General features: G+C 73.5%; 15 protein-coding genes and 1 pseudogene. 7 read left to right on the plus strand and 9 right to left on the minus strand.

Going from position 1 to position 16,350, the window contains the following annotated elements; genetic code table 11:
- The first annotated feature begins 87 nt into the window (after nt 1-87).
- Entirely contained in the window at nt 88-951 is an 864-nt protein-coding gene (locus tag ACGF8A_RS29530) for a sulfotransferase family protein (protein WP_393113327.1), read from the plus strand.
- A gap of 78 nt (nt 952-1,029) precedes the next feature.
- Here ACGF8A_RS29530 and ACGF8A_RS29535 read toward each other — a convergent pair whose 3' ends face one another.
- Nucleotides 1,030-2,154 carry an ATP-grasp domain-containing protein gene (locus ACGF8A_RS29535; protein WP_393113264.1) on the minus strand — a complete coding sequence of 375 codons (1,125 nt, stop codon included), beginning with the start codon at nt 2,152-2,154 and terminating at the stop codon, nt 1,030-1,032.
- Between the two features lie 290 nt (nt 2,155-2,444).
- On the opposite strand from ACGF8A_RS29535, the gene ACGF8A_RS29540 reads away from it, so the two are divergent.
- Complete coding sequence (locus ACGF8A_RS29540) at nt 2,445-3,305, plus strand: metallophosphoesterase family protein (protein ID WP_393113265.1); 861 nt, start codon at nt 2,445-2,447, stop codon at nt 3,303-3,305.
- On the plus strand, nt 3,302-3,982 hold the full coding sequence (locus ACGF8A_RS29545; RefSeq protein ID WP_393113266.1) for a 4'-phosphopantetheinyl transferase: 681 nt from the start codon (nt 3,302-3,304) through the stop codon (nt 3,980-3,982). Before ACGF8A_RS29540 ends, ACGF8A_RS29545 begins: the two co-directional genes overlap by 4 nt.
- 41 nt (nt 3,983-4,023) lie before the next feature.
- On the opposite strand, the gene ACGF8A_RS29550 is transcribed toward ACGF8A_RS29545, so the two are convergent.
- The 3 genes from ACGF8A_RS29550 to ACGF8A_RS29560 all read right to left on the minus strand — a co-directional run bounded on the left by ACGF8A_RS29550 (nt 4,024) and on the right by ACGF8A_RS29560 (nt 5,738).
- Complete coding sequence (locus ACGF8A_RS29550; protein ID WP_393113267.1) at nt 4,024-4,260, minus strand: hypothetical protein; 237 nt, start codon at nt 4,258-4,260, stop codon at nt 4,024-4,026.
- A gap of 254 nt (nt 4,261-4,514) precedes the next feature.
- Nucleotides 4,515-5,048, minus strand: coding sequence for a toxin-antitoxin system, toxin component (locus ACGF8A_RS29555; RefSeq protein WP_393113328.1), 534 nt, complete (start codon nt 5,046-5,048; stop codon nt 4,515-4,517).
- A 33-nt stretch (nt 5,049-5,081) separates the two neighbouring features.
- Entirely contained in the window at nt 5,082-5,738 is a 657-nt protein-coding gene (locus ACGF8A_RS29560; protein ID WP_393113329.1) for a helix-turn-helix domain-containing protein, read from the minus strand.
- A 224-nt stretch (nt 5,739-5,962) separates the two neighbouring features.
- Here ACGF8A_RS29560 and ACGF8A_RS29565 point away from each other — a divergent pair, with 224 nt between their 5' ends.
- Both ACGF8A_RS29565 and ACGF8A_RS29570 read left to right on the plus strand, forming a co-directional pair.
- Complete coding sequence (locus tag ACGF8A_RS29565) at nt 5,963-6,631, plus strand: hypothetical protein (RefSeq protein WP_393113268.1); 669 nt, start codon at nt 5,963-5,965, stop codon at nt 6,629-6,631.
- Nucleotides 6,632-6,856: 225 nt separating this feature from the next.
- Nucleotides 6,857-7,024: pseudogene (locus ACGF8A_RS29570) on the plus strand (phospholipase domain-containing protein); the annotation flags it as partial.
- Between the two features lie 41 nt (nt 7,025-7,065).
- Here ACGF8A_RS29570 and ACGF8A_RS29575 read toward each other — a convergent pair.
- Nucleotides 7,066-7,962, minus strand: coding sequence for a DMT family transporter (locus ACGF8A_RS29575; RefSeq protein WP_393113269.1), 897 nt, complete (start codon nt 7,960-7,962; stop codon nt 7,066-7,068).
- Nucleotides 7,959-8,822, minus strand: coding sequence for a phosphatase PAP2 family protein (locus ACGF8A_RS29580; RefSeq protein ID WP_393113270.1), 864 nt, complete (start codon nt 8,820-8,822; stop codon nt 7,959-7,961). The genes ACGF8A_RS29575 and ACGF8A_RS29580 overlap by 4 nt, the downstream gene beginning before the upstream one ends.
- A gap of 178 nt (nt 8,823-9,000) precedes the next feature.
- Between ACGF8A_RS29580 and ACGF8A_RS29585 the strand changes: the two genes are divergently transcribed.
- Nucleotides 9,001-9,615: a TetR/AcrR family transcriptional regulator C-terminal ligand-binding domain-containing protein gene (locus ACGF8A_RS29585; protein ID WP_393113271.1), complete on the plus strand. Its 615-nt coding sequence runs from the start codon at nt 9,001-9,003 to the stop codon at nt 9,613-9,615.
- A gap of 146 nt (nt 9,616-9,761) precedes the next feature.
- On the opposite strand, the gene ACGF8A_RS29590 is transcribed toward ACGF8A_RS29585, so the two are convergent.
- From ACGF8A_RS29590 to ACGF8A_RS29600, 3 genes are all read right to left on the minus strand, one after another.
- Nucleotides 9,762-10,835 carry a DUF2510 domain-containing protein gene (locus tag ACGF8A_RS29590; protein WP_393113272.1) on the minus strand — a complete coding sequence of 358 codons (1,074 nt, stop codon included), beginning with the start codon at nt 10,833-10,835 and terminating at the stop codon, nt 9,762-9,764.
- Nucleotides 10,836-10,944: 109 nt separating this feature from the next.
- Nucleotides 10,945-12,099 (minus strand): anhydro-N-acetylmuramic acid kinase, encoded by a 1,155-nt coding sequence (locus ACGF8A_RS29595; protein WP_393113273.1) that lies wholly within the window; start codon nt 12,097-12,099, stop codon nt 10,945-10,947.
- Nucleotides 12,100-12,103: 4 nt separating this feature from the next.
- Nucleotides 12,104-13,393, minus strand: coding sequence for an MFS transporter (locus ACGF8A_RS29600; RefSeq protein WP_393113274.1), 1,290 nt, complete (start codon nt 13,391-13,393; stop codon nt 12,104-12,106).
- Between the two features lie 196 nt (nt 13,394-13,589).
- Between ACGF8A_RS29600 and ACGF8A_RS29605 the strand changes: the two genes are divergently transcribed.
- Nucleotides 13,590-16,268 carry an ATP-binding protein gene (locus tag ACGF8A_RS29605; RefSeq protein WP_393113275.1) on the plus strand — a complete coding sequence of 893 codons (2,679 nt, stop codon included), beginning with the start codon at nt 13,590-13,592 and terminating at the stop codon, nt 16,266-16,268.
- The last annotated feature ends 82 nt before the right edge of the window (nt 16,269-16,350 follow it).

Here is a 16,350-nt window from a genome sequence, read left to right on the forward strand (position 1 = left end):
GCCCTTCGGACATCTGGAGTTCGCCTGATGCCCGTGACATGCGGAGGCACGGCGCTAAAGAGAGGTGGCACGGTGCGAGACCCGCGTATGTCGTCGATCGGCAAGGGACTGAGGCGTCGGGGGAGGCTGATGATCCAGGCGGTGAGTCCACCGCGCCGCGCCCTGGACGCGATTCCCGCACCCCGGCCCGGCTCGGAGAAGAACCCCTCGTTCACCGCACCGCCCGCCCCCAGGCTGGTGGAGTCACCGGTCTTCGTGCTGTCCTCGGTGCGCTCCGGCTCGACCCTGCTGCGGGTGCTGCTCAACAGCCACAGCCGTGTCCGCGCCCCGCACGAGATGCATCTGCGCACCGTCCATGTGCAGCTGACCCGCAGCTTCACCGCGGCCGCCATGCAGGAGCTGAAGCTCGACAAGGAGGAGCTGGAACACGTCCTGTGGGACCGCATCCTGCACCTGGAGCTGGTCCGCAGCGGCAAGGACGTCATCGTCGACAAGACACCGCCCAACACCCTCATCTGGCCGAGGCTTCAGCGATGCTGGCCGAACGCCCGCTACATCCTGCTGCTCCGCCACCCGGGCGCGATCGTCGCCTCCCTGACCGACCGCCGCGAGGACCCCGACCTGGCGGCCATCCACGCCGAGGTCCTGGACTACGCGGAGAAGCTGGAGGAGGCGCGCCGGAACCTCGACGCACATGTGCTCACCTACGAGGACCTGACCGCCGAGCCGGAGCACGTGACGCGCGGCCTGTGCGAGTACCTCGGCGTGGAGTGGGAGAGCGGCATGCTCGACTACGGCAGCCGCGACCACGGCAGGTTCCGCCCCCAGCTCGGCGACTGGAGCAGCACGATCAAGTCGGGCCGCATCCAGCCCGCCCGCGAGGCCGATCCGGCGGCCGAACTCCCGCCCCGTCTGGCGGAGTTGGCGAAGGTGTGGGGCTACCAGGTCTAGAGCCCGGAGAGCGCCGGGCAGCGGCGCGGGAGGACGGCGCGACGAGCCCGCACCCCCGCACCGTACCCGGCGCATCCCCTAGAGCGGCAGAACCTGTGCCGTCGGCCCGACGGGCGCCGGCGAGGGAACCGCCGGCAGCAGGGGGGCCGGCTCCGCCGCCGTCCGCTGCGGCGGAATGGAGACCGGCCGCACCTGCCGTGGAGCGGACACCACCGTGTAGTCCTGGCCGAGGAACGGCGGCACGATCTCCCCGGGGTCGTCGCCCAGGGCCAGCCGTACGGCGGCCCACGGCGCGTTGACCCCGCACAGCGACAGCTGGTGCAGCCCGCCGGCCGGACGCGTGTTGACGTCCATCAGCACCGGCCGCTCACCGAACATCCGGAACTGGATGTTGGACAGATGGTGCAGCCCGAACCCCTCGGCGATACGCCGCGCCGGCTCCACGAACTGCTCGTGCAGCGTGAACCCGCGACGGCGCCCGCTCTTCGTCCGTCCCACGGCCAGCCGGACCAGGTTGTCCCGCCCGGTGAGGCAGTCGACGGACACCTCCGGCTGCTCCAGCCGTGGCATCACCAGCCAGTCCACCGGCTCGTCGGCCTCCCGCAGCGCCCGCAGCACCAGCTCCAGCTGGACGTAGGGGGTGGGGAACCCGTCGAGGTGCAGCAGCGAGAAGGGGGCGCGCGTGATCACACGGAAGCCCACGCCGCCGGCACCGGACGCCGGCTTGAAGCAGGCCTTGTGCCCGCCCGCCTCCAACTCCTGCACGGCGGCGAGCAGTTCGTCGGCGTTTCGGACCCGCCACCACGGCGGCACCGGCACGCCGATCGCCTGGACCGCCTCGTAGGCGATCACCTTGTCCTGGAAGACGGCCACGGCCTCCGGCGGCGGTGCCAGCAGCGCCGTACCGGCCGCCTCGAACTCCGCGCGATGGGCGACGACCGCCGCCTGGTGCAGACGCGGCACGAACACGTCGATCGAGCGCCGGGCGCACACGTTCAGGGCGTACTCGACGTACGCGGCCGGGGAGAGGCCCTCGGGCTCCAGCTCGGCGGTGTCGGCGGCGGCGAGGACGGGGGAGTCGGGGTCGCCGTGCGTGGCATGGATCTCGACGGCCCGGTCGCCGGGATTTCTCCGCAGCTGATCCATGAAGAACACGTTCTCCGCGTACGTGCGGTTGAGCCAGACGCGTACGCGAGAGACCATGCAGGCCGCCTTTCACGGTTCGCGGGCACGGCGGAGCGGGGCCGGCCCGGCCTGGGGGTGGTGGAAGGGACACCGAACCGCCCTTCGTGAAGGGATTTGTGGGCGGTGGTGTTGGGGCGATCATACGGCTTCGCGAGCCCGCCGCGTGCAACGTGCGGGTTACGGAATGGCCGATCGGGCCCACCCGTCGCGCGCGTTCCCGACACCCCCGATACACTCCGGTGGCCCTTGCCGACCGAGGCGCGCATGTGTTGTCGTGGTGCCTCCGTGTGATCGTGAGGGGGCGACAGGTGACATCGACGGCCGGTGGTGCCGGACAGCTGCTGGCCATCAGCGACCTGCACATCGGGTACGCGGAGAACCGCGAGCTGGTGGAGAAGATGCGCCCCGACACCGATGACGACTGGCTGCTGGTGGCCGGGGACGTGGCGGAGAGCGTGTCCCGGATCCACTGGGCGCTTCAGACTCTCGCGGGCCGCTTCCGCAAGGTGATCTGGGTCCCCGGCAACCACGAGCTGTGGACCCACCCGTCCGACTCCGTCACCCTGCGCGGCGTCGCCCGCTACGAGCATCTGGTCGCCATGTGCCGCGAGCTGGGCGTGACGACCCCTGAGGACCCGTACCCGCTCTGGGACGGCCCCGGCGGCCCGGTGGCCGTGGCGCCGCTGTTCCTGCTGTACGACTACTCCTTCCTGCCGGCCGGCTGCACCACGAAGGACGAGGGGCTGGCGTACGCGCACTCGACCGGGATCGTGTGCAGCGACGAGCATCTGCTGCACCCCGACCCCTATCCCACGCGCGAGGCGTGGTGCCGGGCCCGGGTCGCCGAGACCGAGCGGCGGCTCGCCGAGATCCCCGAAGAGCTGCCGACCGTGCTGGTCAACCACTATCCCCTGGACCGTCACCCGACCGAGGTCCTGTGGTACCCCGAGTTCGCCATGTGGTGCGGCACGCGGCTGACGGCCGACTGGCACCGGCGGTTCCGGGTGGAGACGATGGTCTACGGGCACCTCCACATCCCACGGACCACCTACCGCGACGGCGTCCGCTTCGAGGAGGTGTCGGTGGGCTATCCGCGCGAGTGGCGAAGGCGCGAGGAACCGCCGGGCCGGCTGCGCCGCATCCTGCCGAAGGAGGACACGACGTCGTGATCGAGGAGCTGCTGCCTGCCGCGGTCGTGACCGTGGAGGTGCACGGCGACGACGGGGGCGAGCCGGCGCCGCTGTACCCCGAGGAGGTGGCGATCGTCGCCCGGTCGGTCGCCAAGCGGCGGCGCGAGTTCGCTCTCGTACGCGGCTGCGCCCGCCGCGCCATGGAGAAACTCGGCGTGCCCCCGCAGGCCGTCCTGCCCGGAGAGCGTGGTGCCCCCGGCTGGCCGGCCGGGCTGGTCGGCAGCATGACCCACTGCGAGGGCTACGGCGCCGCCGCGCTGGTCCGCGAGACCGACCTGGCGTCCCTCGGCATAGACGCCGAACCGCACGCGCCCCTCCCGGCCGGTGTGCTGGAGGTGGTGGCCCTGCCGGGCGAGCAGGAGCGGCTGCGCCTGCTGACCGCGCGTCACCCCGGCGTCCACTGGGAGCGTGTGCTGTTCAGCGCCAAGGAGTCCGTCTACAAGGCGTGGTTCCCGCTCACCCGCAAGTGGCTCGACTTCACGGAGGCCGACATCGACATCGCCGTCGGCCCCGAAGGCGCGAGCCACGGCCGATTCCACGCCGGGCTTCTCGTCCCGGGCCCGGTGGTCGGTGGCCGCCGCATCGGCGCCTTCGACGGCCGGTGGACGGTACAGCGGGGGCTGGTGGCCACTTCGGTGACGGTGCCGCACGCCTGACGGCGTGCGGCGCTCGCCCCCTTGGCTCGGGCCCGCCGGGCTCAGGGCTCGGGGAACCGGCTCTGCAACAGCCGGAAGAACGCCTCCTCGTTGCCCGTCAGACCGGCCTGCGACAGTGCCTGTTCCGCCTCGGCGAGCACGGCGGGCGGGACCACGGGTGGCCGGCAGGCCTCCGGCGGGCCGGCCGCGGTGTCGAACGCGGCTCGCACGGTGTGCAGCAGGCGCAGATAGGCCTGAACGGCGGTGCGTTCCCGGTCGGTCAGTACGGCAGTGGGCATCGGTCGGCTCTCCCCGTCTCGTCGTCGCCACACGTGCCCGGACGGCACGTACGCCCCCGCATTCGGCGGCGCACCCCCAGCTTGCCGTCCACCACTGACAATCCGGCCCGGCGGCGCCCCGGTTCGCCCGCTCAGCGCAAGCGCGACACCGCCGCGACGCGGCGCGAAGGCGCTGCTCCGACCCTGGTGTGAAGGGGCTTCGGCCGGGGCATGGCGGACCGGCCCACGGCGTGGGCGGCCGGTGCGGGCCGCCGCTACTGGTGCTGCGGGCCCATGTAGCCCAGCGACGCCTCGATCCGCCCCGCCAGACGATCGCGCTGCACGGGCCCGCGAAGCGCCGAACCCGCCAGCCATGTGCGGCACTTGCTCGCCAGCAGCAACCCGAAGCTCTCCGCCTCCTTCTCGTCGGCGAGGTCGAAGCGGGTGCGGGCGGCGACCTTCAGCACGGTGGCCTGGAGGTCGGCGTTGTCGTCGAGTAAACGCGCGGCGACGGCGGCGCCCTCGACGTGATGGCTGCAGTGCCCGGCCTTCATGTGCCACAGCTCGTGTCCGAGGATCACCAACTGGTGGTCGGGGGCGGTGCGTTCCTCGATGACCACGAGGTCCTGGTCGGCCATGTCGAGCCACAGCCCGCTGGCCGTACCGACCGGGAAGGCGGCCGTACGGAAGTGGACGGGGCGGCCGCGGCGTCTGCTCATCCCGTCGCACAGCGCGCTGTAGAGGTCGGCGGGGCGCGCCGGCGCGGGCAGGGTCAGCTCCGCGACCAGCTCGCCGCACAGACGGCGCATTTCCTTACCGATGCCCACAGATTCTCTCCCCGATCACGACTCGGGCCGCTTGACGCTCTCCAGGAGCATGTCCAGCCACTCGGCGACCTTGTCGCGGTGCTGGTCGGTGGGCAGTTGGGCGGCCCGCCAGGCGATCCCCCGCACGCCGTGGTCCTGGAGCAGCCGTTCCAGCGGGTCGTCCGCCGCCGCTGCCGCCTCCCGTTCCCGGTCGGCGAGCTTCTGGAGCAGTTCCTGCTCGGTGCGCTGGAGGACGTCCGCGAGCGCCTCGGGGTCCTCGGCCGTGAGGAATCCGGCGTGCACCCGGAAGAAGCGCTGGATGGCGTCGCAGTGCTCCATGGTCGGCCGGCGGTCGCCGTTGATGAGGGCGCCCGCCTGCTGCCGCGACATCCCGGCGCCGTCGGCGATCTCCTGCTGGGTGTACTTGCGCCCGTTGGGTTTCAGCCGTGTGCGGCGCAGCAGGTCCAGGCGTTGCAGGAAACGCGCCTGAACGTCGGGCTCGCCCGCCGGGCGGCCGCGCAGCAGGTCCCTGGCGACGGGCTCGGGGACACCGCTGGCCACGGACAGCCGAGCGGTGTCGAAGACCTCCGCGTGCGGCACGCCCAGCCGGTCGGCCAGTGCGGTGACGCGGGCGATCACGGCCGGCAGGGTGGCCGTCGCCGTGGCGCCCGCAACCTCGTAGCCATCCGTCACCGACAGGTCTCCTACGTCTCTCACGTACTTCATCGCGAGTGGTTCCCGTGAACTTCCCGGAGAGTAGCGGTTGGTTCGAACTCACATCCAGGTCTCGCCACAACTGTGGCCAATTTCAGCCGTCAACCGGCATGAAATGCCACGATAGTTGACATGGAAAGCTTCGGGGCATCAGGATCGGGTCGCCGCGTGAAGGCCGCATAGGCAAGAGGGGTGACCTCCCGATGGCACACCAGGCAGGAGGGCAGCGGTCCGCGTTGCGGTCCGTCCCCGACGATTCCGAGGCCCAGTCGTATCTCCAGGACTACGCCGCCGTCATGGAGGCCGTGCCCTTCCCGTCCGTGGTCGTCGACCGCCGCTGGGACGTCGTCCTGGCCAACAGCGCGTTCGCGTCGCTCTTCCGCGGGGTCACGCCCCATCCGACGGCCATGCCGGGCGACAACTTCCTGAGGTTCGTGCTGTTCCACCCCGATGCCGCGAGCGTGCTCGGGGAGCACGAGTCGCGCTGGTGCCTGCCGATGCTGGCCCACTTCGCCGACACCGTGGAGCGGCACGGCCACGACCACGGGCTGCAGGCCATCCGGCGGGAGATCGCGCAGGACCCGATCATGGAGGCCGCCTACCGGCAGGGGCTGCCGCACTGGGTGCGCGCCGTGGGTGAGGCGGCCGTCGAGCACGACGGGGCGGTGCGTCCGCTGCTGCACCCCGACCCGCGCTGGGGCGCCACCGACTGCCGCATCGTCGCCGAGACGCCCAGGACCCTGCGGGAGCTGGGCTGCACCCGGCTCACCATGGTGCTGCGCGAGCCGCGCCGGCCCGGCGCCTCCCGCCGCCGGTCCCGCGACCGCGGTGCCGCGAGCCATCTGACGGTGGTACCCACCCCCGAGGCCTGACCGGGCACCGTCGGCGTTCAGGTCGCCGACGGCGCCACGGTCGGGCCGGGGGGAGGCGGCGCGCCGGCGGGTGTTCCGGCAGTCCGCGGTGACGCCTCCGGCGACCACGATGGCCGGTCCCGGCCGTCCGCGACGGGACAGTCCCGATTCCGCTCACGCGGCGCGCCGACCGCCCGGTGCCCGCCGGCCGACCACTGCGTGCCGGTCTCTCGGATGACATCCCGAGTGGTGGTGCGCCGCGGTTCGACGGTCCAGCACGTCGCCGACCTGTCGAAGGGCAGGCGCTGGTACGACCTGACGGTCACCTCCGACGCCGGCCCTTCCTACCCGCGGCGCTTCGCGGGTCCCGTCGACAACGGGCGCCCGGGCGTGAGCGACCCGGCGATCATCACGCAGCAGCCGTCAGGGCGCGCCCCAGGTGGCGGGCGCGGCGCTCAGAGCGGCGTGAGGTGTCCCGGCCGTGGTGGCCGGGGCACCGGCGTCTCCGGCTCGGGCGGCAGGGCAGGCCGGCCGACTGACGGGGTCCGGGACAGCTGCACCACGCCCCAGGACGCCAGCAGCGCCCCCGTGACGGCCAGCAGCACGCCCGCCGTCCCGCCCTGGAGCCGTTCCCCCAGCACGCAGATGCCGATCACGGAAGCGGCCAGCGGGTTGCTGAGGGTCACGACGGCGAGCGGGGCGCCGAGCCCGCCCCGGTAGGCGGTCTGCGACAGCAGCAGACCGCCGCTCGCGAACACCGCGACGAGCAGGGCGACTCCCACCACCTGGACGCTGAGCAGCTGGCCCGTGGCGTCCGTCGCGGCCACCGTCACCGTCTGGGTGAGGGCGGAGCCCACCCCGGAGGCGATGCCGGACGCGCCGGCGTGCCGCAGACCGGGCCGGGTCCCGGGCCGGGCGAGCGCGCCGATCAGCACGGCGGCCGATCCCGCGACCGCCACTGCCTCGGTCACGCCGAGCACCTCGTCGGGTGCGGGCCCGGACGCCGTCACGAGCAGCGCGGCCAGGCCGGCCAGCGTGAAGGCGGTGCCCCGCCACTCCACCGCGCTGACCCGGCGCCCCGCGAGCCGGGCCCCCATCGGCACCGCGGCGACCAGCGTCAGCGCCCCCAGCGGCTGCACCACTGTCAGCGGCCCGTACTTCAGGGCGACGACGTGCAGCACCGCGCCCGAGGCGTTCAGCGCCACCGACACCCACCAGGCCGCGCTGCCCAGCAGCCGCAGCACGCCGGAGCCGGAGAGGCGGGCGGCGAGCCGCTCCTGGGCGACGGCCGCGGCCGCGTAGGCGACGGCGGAGAGCAGCGACAGGACGACGGCGAGCGCGGTCGCGCTCATCGGCCGGCCTCCACGAGCTCCGGTTCCGGCGCATCGTCCCGCGCCGGTCGCCGTTCCGTCGTCCTGCGGTGCGCCGCAGCGCCTGCCGCGTCCCGTGCCGCTCGTGGTGCCGGTACGACGGCCCGGGCGGCCGTTGCGGCGCCTCGCACGGCCGGCCGGACCAGCGTGAGCGCCCCGGCGAGCAGCGCGGCCGCGACGAGCGCGTCGAGCCAGTAGTGGTTCGCGGTGCCCACGATCACAAGGAGGGTCAGCAGCGGGTGCAGCAGCCACAGCGGGCGCAGCCGCGACCGGGTCGCCGCGATCAGGCCGACCGCCACCATCAGCGCCCAGCCGAAGTGCAGCGAGGGCATCGCCGCGAACTGGTTGGCCAGCTGGTCGGTCTCCGGGGAGCCGTACACGGACGGTCCGTACACCTGAGCGGTGTCCACCAGCCCCGTGTCCGCGAGCATCCGTGGCGGTGCGAGCGGGAACGTCAGGTGCAGCACCAGCGCGGCGGCGGTGAGCGCCGCGAGTACCCGCCGGGCCCAGACGTAGTGGCCGGGGCGCCGCAGGTACAGCCAGACCAGGAAGGCGGCCGTCGCCGGGAAGTGGACGGTGGCGTAGTAGGTGTTCGCCGCCCGCACCAGCGTGTCGCCGTGCAGCAGCAGGGACTGCGCCCAGCCCTCGCCCGGAAGGCGGACGGCCCGTTCCAGGTCCCACACGCGGTGTGCGTTGCGGAAGGCGACGTCGGTGTGGTCGGACGCGAGCAGCCGGCCGGACTTGTAGACGAGGAAGAGCCCTGCGACCAGCAGGAACTCGCGGACGAGAGGCGGCCGCGCTATGGCGGAGTCGTCCTCGGCAGGCTCGGTGCGGGCATTCATCCCCCGGCCCCTTCACTGACGGTGGTGCTGAAGGCTCATCGATACGGTGGCGTACCGGTACGTCAGTGTACCGATACGTCTCAGTACCGGTACACTGGCGTATCGATTGCGTACGACACACTGGACCACGGGCCTCGGGCCGCAGGACCGGACGTGACCGGAGCGAGGAGAAGGACCCATGACGTCGCAGGCCGCGGACCGACCGGAGACGGTCGGCGCCTCGCGCCGCTCCAAGCTGACGCGGGAGCGTGAGCAGGAGTTCTTCGACGCGGTGCTCGTACAGATCCGCGAGTGCGGATACGACGCCGTGACCATGGACGGTGTCGCCGCGAGCACGCGGTGCAGCAAGTCCACGCTGTACCGGCAGTGGAAGACCAAGCCCCAGTTCGTGGCGGCGGCGCTGCGCTCCCGGCGCAGGGTGTGCTTCGCGGGGATCGACAGCGGCTCGCTGGCGGAGGACCTGCGGCAGGTCGCGCGGGTGCTGGGGGAGTGGTCCGGCCGGGACCACCGGCTGGTCCAGGCGCTCGGTCACGCGGTCCTGGAGGACCAGGAACTGGCGAAGGCGCTGCGCGAGACGCTCGTCGAGCCGGAGATCGCCGCGGTCGAGAGGATCCTCCGGCGAGGGGTGGAGCGCGGGGAGATCGACGCCGGCCACCGGGCGCTGCCGTACGTGCCCGCGCAGATCTTCGGCGTGCTGCGGGTGCGGCCCATGCTGGAGGGCCGGGACGCCGACCCGGACTTCCTGCTGGAGTTCGTGGAGTCCGCCGTGCTGCCGGTGCTCGGACTCACCTGAAGACCCAGGCCGCGTCGTCCAGGGGATGACGGGACGACCGGCCTGACCGCGCCGCACCGTGGGGACGGGGGCGGCGCGCCCCCGGCCGGGTGGGGTACCTCTGGAGCGGAGGGGTACCCCGCCCGGCCGAACAGGGGGCGTACGTCTCAGACGCTCTGCCCGTTGCCTCCGCCGGGCGACGCCTTGATGCCCTTGGTGATCTCGTCGATCACGGTTGCCTTCTGGTCGGCGTCGATGCCGAAGCGGATCACGACGAGCTGACCGGCGTCGGCGGGCGAGGGGAAGACCAGCGACTCGACCAGACCGTCGGCGCCCTTGCTGGTGACCGCCTTCCAGCGGACCAGATACCCCTTCTGCCCTGCCACGGTCACCGCCTCGGACGCCAGCACCTGGTGCGAGGTGATCTCTCCGTAGCTGTTGCCGCCGTACGACTCCTCGGCGTTCGCCGCGATGTCCGCCTTCGCCACCTGCTCGGGCGTGCTGCCCTTGGTGCCGACCACCTGGGCGGGCGCCGAGTACGCGCCGCCCTTCGTGCACGACTTGGACGTGTCGCCGGGGCACTTGTAGCTCTCGTCGGAGGTCATCTGCGCGCCCACGCGGAAGGACTGACCGGTCCAGCCCTCCGGCACGGGCATGCTGATCCCGTTCACCGGGTCGGACAGCGTGCCGCCGCCCTCGACCTCCGGGGCCTCCGGCTCGCGGGGGCCGGGCGATTCGTCTCCGGAGCCGCCGGAACCCCCGGATCCGCCCGATTCCCCGAACGGTCCGCCGTCGTCCTCGCCGCCGGAACCGCCGTCCTGCCCCTGCTGCTGCGCACCGGCGCGGCTCGCACCGCCGTCGTCCTTGGTCAGCGCGTACACCCCGATGCCGATGCTGGCGAGGACCGCGGCCGCCGCGGCGACGGCTATCCCGGTCCGCAGGGCACGCCGCCCGCCCGCCGGCCGGACCGGATACCCGGGGTACCCCGGATGCCCCGGATACGCCTGGTGGCCCCCGTGACCCGCGGCTGCGGCACCGCCCGGGTACGCGGGGAACGCCGGCTGGGTCTGCTGGGCGTGCGCGGGCGGCACGGGACCCGCCGGGGGACCCCAGCCCGCGGCCGACCCCGCCGGACGGGTCTGGCCCGTCCATGCCCTGCCGTCCCACCAGCGCTCGGTGGCGGGACCGTCACTTGTCTGCCCGGGGTCGGGGTACCACCCGGGAGGAGTCAGCTGCGTCATGCCCCCACCGTATGAGGCCTCGGTGAAAAGCGGATGAGAGGGATCCCTCCTCCGGTGCGGGAGGGCCGTCTGCGCCACGGCGCGGGACAGGCCACGGACCGACGCACGCTCACTCCAGCACCAGGCGCACCGGGCGCTCCCGGGGGGCCGTCGGCAGCCGCAGCCCGCCGCGCCCCGGTGTCACCGAGCCCAGCACGCTCGGATGCCGGGCTCCCGTGCTCGCCGGGACCGTCCCCGGCAGGCCGTGCGCCGTCAGGAAGCCCAGGACCGCGAACGCGTACGCCTCCTTCGCCTCCGACGGCAGCCCGAGCTCGTCGGAGCGGCGCACCGCCACACCCGGCAGCAGCTCCCCGAGCATCCGCATCAGCGCCGGGTTGCGGGTGCCGCCGCCGGACGCGATCACCTCGGTCGCGCCCACGGTCCGCACGGCGTCGGCGACGGTGCGCGCGGTGAGGTGGGTGAGCGTCGCGATGACGTCCTCGGCGGGCAGCGTGCCCACCCCGGCCAGCGCCTCGCGCAGATAGCCGACGTGGAACAGCTCCTTGCCGGTCGTCTTCGGCGCGGGCAGCGCGTAGTACGGCTCCGCGAGGAGCCGCTCCAGCAGCGCCGGGTGGACCCGGCCACGGGCCGCCAGTGCGCCGTCCAGGTCGCAGGTGAGCCGGCCGCCGCTGAACCCGTGCGCCGCGGCGTCGATCAGCGCACACCCCGGCCCGGTGTCGAAGGCGCTCCCGCCGGGCGCGGTGATATTGGCGATCCCGCCCAGGTTCAGGGCCACCGGCGTGCCCGGACGGCCGCGCAGCCACAGCAGGTCGACCAGGCTGACCAGCGGGGCGCCCTGCCCCCCGGCGGCGATGTCCCGGGGCCGGAAGTCGGCGACGACGGGCAGCCCGGTCGCCTCGGCGATCCACGCGGGCTGCCCGAGCTGCAGGGTGCCGCGCACCCGGCCCTCATCGACCCAGTGGTACACCGTCTGCCCATGCGAGGCCACCAACTCGCAGCGCGCTGCGCACAGTTCCCGGTCGGCGCGGACGGCGGCCGCCGCGAAGGCCTGCCCGATCAGCGTGTCGAGCCTGCACACCTGCGCCATCGCCGTGGTCCCCGGCGGCAGCGCCGCCGCGAGCGCCGCCCGCAGCTCGTCGTCGTAGCGCTCGCTCACCAAGCCGAGCGGCTTCAGCACGAGGCTGTCACCGACGAGGCTCAGCTCGGCCGCCGCCGCGTCGATCGCGTCGTAGGACGTGCCGGACATCAGCCCGATCACCCGCATCCGTTCAACCCGCCTTCCGCGAAGCGCCCTTCGCCGGCAGGGTGGCGAGAGCGAGCACGCTGACCGCGCAGGTGGCCGCCGCGTAGTACGCGGGGATGTCCACGTCGCCGGTCCGTTCGATCGTCTCCGTGATGATGAGCCCCGCGCACCCCGAGAACACCGCATTGGACAGGGCGTAGGCGAGTCCCAGGCCGGTGTGGCGGACGGTGGTGGGGAACATCTCCGACAGCATCGCCGGGCCCGGCCCCGCCATCAGCCCCACCACCGCGCCCGCGCCGACCACGGCCAGGCCCTTGACGGCCCCCGAGGCGCCCGGGTCCTGGAGCAGGTTCAGCAGTGGCACCGACAGGACCACCACCAGCAGCGCACCGGAGAGCATCACGGCCCGCCGGCCCACCCGGTCGCTGAGCAGCCCCGCCGGGATGATCGTCACCGCGAAGCCCAGGTTGGCGAGCACGGTGGCGATCAGCGCCTGCTGGAAGCTCGCGTCGAGGCTGCTCCGGAGGTAGGACGGGAGCACGACCAGGAAGGTGTACCCGGCAGCCGCCCAGCCCATGATCCGCCCGGCGCCCAGCGCGATGGCCCGCACCACCTCACCCGGAGGCGGGCGCCGCGGCTCCCGCTGTGCGCTGAACGCCGGTGTCTCCTCCAGCCGCAGCCTCAGCCACAGCGCGCCCAGCCCCATCGGCAGCGTCAGCAGGAACGGCAGCCGCCAGCCCCAGTCGCCGAGCTGCTGCTCCGTCAGCAGGGTGGCGAGCAGGGCCGCCGCCCCCGCCCCGCCGAGCAGCCCCAGGGCGACGGTGAACGACTGCCACGAGCCGTACAGCCCGCGCCTGCCCGGTGGCGCGAACTCCGTCAGCACCGCCACCGCCCCACCGAACTCGCCGCCGGCCGACAGCCCCTGGAGCAACCTCAGGAAGGTCAGCAGCCAGGGTGCCAGTGCCCCCACCGTCTCGTACGTCGGCAGCGCCCCGATCAGCGTGGTCGCCCCCGTCATCAGCACGATCACCAGGATCAGCACCGGCCGCCGGCCGATCCGGTCGCCCAGCCGCCCGAACAGGGCCGCGCCCACGGGCCGGAAGAAGAACGCCAGGGCGAAGGAGGCGTACGTCTTCACCAGCGCCTCCGCCTCGCTGCCACCCTCGGGGGTGAAGAAGCGTGCGGCGATGACGGTGGCGAAGTAGCCGTAGACACCGAACTCGTACCACTCGATGAGGTTGCCCACCGAGCCCGCGACCAGCGCCCGGCGGGACCGCTCCGGCCGGGTGCCGGTCACCTTCGCGGGCGCGCTCATCGCGTCCCTCCCGTCCAGCCACCGCTGTCGAGCCGACAAGGGAAAACTGGCGTCGGATCACGGGTCGTTGACTGTCAACAACTTTCACGAGGACGTCACCCATGGCTACCACACTCCCCCGACCATCCACCGCCGGACCTGCCGTGGGGCTACGCTCGCCCTGTAGGTCGTTCGGGCGACTCGGGGAGGTAGCGGGATGACGGTGGTACCGCCGGCGGCGGGCGCCTCGGCTTCCCTGTGGGAACGGGACGAGGAGATCGCCGGGGTGGTCGAGGCACTCGACGCCCTGTGCGCGGACCGCTCGTCGTCGGGCGGCCTGCTGGTGTTCCGCGGAGAGGCGGGTCTGGGCAAGACCGCGCTGCTCGCCGAGACCCGCCGCCGGGCCGAGGAACGCGGCTGCACGGTGTGGTCGGCACGCGGCGGCGAGACCCTGCGCTCCGTCCCGTTCAACGTCGTACGCCAGCTGCTGCAGCCCGCCCTCGTCTCGCTGCTCCCCGAGGAGGCCCGGGAGTACCTCGGCGACTGGTACGACGTCGCCGGACCCGCCCTCGGCATCGCGGACCCCGGCGGGCGGCGGGCCGACCCGCAGGGCGTGTGCGACGGCCTCGTCGTCGCCGTGCGCCGGCTGGCCAAGCGGGACTGGCCGCTGGTGCTGCTGATCGACGACGCGCACTGGGCCGACCAGGAGACCCTGCACTGGCTCGCCGCCTTCGCGGAGCGGCTGCACGACCTGTCCGTGCTGGTCGTCGTGGCCCGCAGGCCCGGCGAGGTGACCGGGCAGAGCGCCCGCCACCTCGACGCCGTCGCCGCCGCCGCGGGCCGCCCGGAGACCACGCTGAGCGCCCTCACCCCGGACGCCACCGCCGGGCTCACCCGCGCCACCGTCGGCCCGCACGCCGACGCGCCGTTCTGCCGCGAGGTCTGGGCCGTCACCGGCGGCAACCCCTACGAGACCGTCGAACTCCTCGCCAAGGTGCAGGACACCGAACTGGAGCCGACCGAGCCCTCGGCCGGGGAACTGCGCGCACTGAACCGCTCGGCACGCGGCGGCGGACTCGTCGCCCGCCTGGAGGGACTCGGCATCGACGCGACCCGGTTCGCCTGGGCGGCAGCCATACTCGGCACCGGGATATCCGTCGCCCTGGTCGCCCGGCTCACCACCATGCGCCCCGAACAAGCCGCGCGGTGCGCCGAGTTGCTCTGCTCGGCCCGGATCCTCACCGCCCCGGACCCGGCGGGCGCGCAGGCCGACGACGGCGACCTGGAGTTCGTCCACCCGCTGATCGCCACCGCCGTCTACAACTCCATCCCCGACGCCCTGCGCACCGCCATGCACGGCATCGCCGCGCAGATCGTCACCGACTCCGGCCGCGGTGCAGCGGCCGCCTCCCGGCATCTGCTCCAGGTCCACCCGGACGACGACACCGAACTCGTCGACCAGCTGCGCGAGGCCGCCCGCGAGCACCTCGCCGTCGGCGCCCCCGACGCCGCCCGCCGCTGCCTCGAACGCGCCCTGCAGGAACCGCCCCGGCCCGACGTGCACGCCCGAGTGCTCTACGAACTCGGCTGCGCCACCCTGCTCACCGCGCCCGCCCGGACCATCGGCCATCTCCGGACCGCGCTCGCCCTGCCCGGCCTCGACGGCCCCGCCCGCGTCGACGCGGTCTTCCGACTCTCCCAGGCCCTGCTCCACAACGACCAGCTGGAGCAGGCCGTCCGTACGGTCGAGGCCGAGGCCGCCCGGCACGAGGAGGGACCAGCCCGGCTGCGGCTGCGGGCCGTGCAGTACATGTGGGAGGGCATCCACGCCGGTGAGGCGCAGACCCCGGGACGCTCCGAGAGGCTCGCCGAACTCGCCGGCACCTGCACCGGCCGCGACAACTCCGAGCGGGCGCTGCTCATCCTGCGTGCCTTCGACGCCATGACCCACGGCGAGAACGCCGAGGAGGTCGTGGAGCTGTGCGACCGCGCCCTCGTCAACGGCCGGCTCGCCCCCGGGCTCGGCTGGACCGACACCGAGTGGGGTGTCGAACTGCTCATGATGCTCGGCAGCTCCTACGCCTACGCCGACCGCCTCGACCGTGCGGAGAACCTGTTCGCCGAGGCCCTGCGCACCTACACCACGGCCGGCTGGAGCGGCGGCCATCTCGCCCTCGCCAACGCCTTCCTCGGGCTCGCCTTCCGCAGGCAGGGCCGCCTGAAGGACGCCGAGTCCGTCCTGCGCGAGTCGCTGCGGCTGGCCGAGCGGGTCGGCCGTGGACTGCCGCTGTACTGGTCGGCGACCTGCGGCCTGGTCGACACGCTGCTCGCCCGCGGGCATGTGCAGGAGGCCTGGAGGATCGCCGAGCAGTACGGCTTCACGCCGCCCTACCCGTCCACGATCGTCCTGCCCGACACCCGTTCGGTGCGCGGCCGGCTGCTGCTCGCCGTGGGCCGTACCGAGGACGGCGTCAACGAACTGGAGGCGGCCGAGAAGGCCGCCGCCGTCCGCGGCGGTCACAACCCGGTGCTGGCACCCTCGACCGTCGACCTGGCCGTCGCCCTCGCCGGCCAGGACCCGGCCCGCGCCGGCCGGCTCGCCGCCGACGCCCGCCGCCGGGCCGAGCGGTTCGGCACCGACACCGCCATCGGCGAGGCCCTGCGCTGCGCCGCCCATCTGGAGACCGGCCAGCGCAAGGTGCGCCTCGCCGCGCAGGCGGTCACCTACCTGGAGGCCTCGCCCTGCCAGTACGAACACGCCGCCGCCCGCGTCGAGTACGGCCTCGCGTCCCGCTCCACCGCCGAGCTGGGCCGGGGCCTCACCCTGGCCCGTTCGTGCGGCGCCGACGGACTGGCGCGGCGGGCACGGGAGGCGCTGGCCGAGTTGCAGTCCTAGGGTCCCTCATATGGCGGGCAACTGCCCGGTGACCGCCTTCCGGCAGCGCGCGTGGCTTCGGTTCGTACGCCGCCGCGTGTGC

Origin of the sequence: Streptomyces sp. NPDC047706 (genome assembly GCF_043204795.1) — a bacterium.
Taxonomy (GTDB): Bacteria; Actinomycetota; Actinomycetes; order Streptomycetales; family Streptomycetaceae; genus Streptomyces.

What these genes read in the sequence shown, in the direction of transcription:
- ACGF8A_RS29595 (WP_393113273.1), bottom strand. Translation starts at nt 12,099, where the DNA reads ATGCGGGTGATCGGGCTGATGTCCGGCACGTCCTACGACGCGATCGAC.
- ACGF8A_RS29575 (WP_393113269.1), bottom strand. Translation starts at nt 7,962, where the DNA reads ATGAGCGCGACCGCGCTCGCCGTCGTCCTGTCGCTGCTCTCCGCCGTC.
- ACGF8A_RS29605 (WP_393113275.1), top strand. Translation starts at nt 13,590, where the DNA reads ATGACGGTGGTACCGCCGGCGGCGGGCGCCTCGGCTTCCCTGTGGGAA.
- ACGF8A_RS29550 (WP_393113267.1), bottom strand. Translation starts at nt 4,260, where the DNA reads ATGCCCACTGCCGTACTGACCGACCGGGAACGCACCGCCGTTCAGGCC.
- ACGF8A_RS29590 (WP_393113272.1), bottom strand. Translation starts at nt 10,835, where the DNA reads ATGACGCAGCTGACTCCTCCCGGGTGGTACCCCGACCCCGGGCAGACA.
- ACGF8A_RS29530 (WP_393113327.1), top strand. Translation starts at nt 88, where the DNA reads ATGTCGTCGATCGGCAAGGGACTGAGGCGTCGGGGGAGGCTGATGATC.
- ACGF8A_RS29585 (WP_393113271.1), top strand. Translation starts at nt 9,001, where the DNA reads ATGACGTCGCAGGCCGCGGACCGACCGGAGACGGTCGGCGCCTCGCGC.
- ACGF8A_RS29600 (WP_393113274.1), bottom strand. Translation starts at nt 13,393, where the DNA reads ATGAGCGCGCCCGCGAAGGTGACCGGCACCCGGCCGGAGCGGTCCCGC.
- ACGF8A_RS29580 (WP_393113270.1), bottom strand. Translation starts at nt 8,822, where the DNA reads ATGAATGCCCGCACCGAGCCTGCCGAGGACGACTCCGCCATAGCGCGG.
- ACGF8A_RS29555 (WP_393113328.1), bottom strand. Translation starts at nt 5,048, where the DNA reads ATGCGCCGTCTGTGCGGCGAGCTGGTCGCGGAGCTGACCCTGCCCGCG.
- ACGF8A_RS29535 (WP_393113264.1), bottom strand. Translation starts at nt 2,154, where the DNA reads ATGGTCTCTCGCGTACGCGTCTGGCTCAACCGCACGTACGCGGAGAAC.
- ACGF8A_RS29565 (WP_393113268.1), top strand. Translation starts at nt 5,963, where the DNA reads ATGGCACACCAGGCAGGAGGGCAGCGGTCCGCGTTGCGGTCCGTCCCC.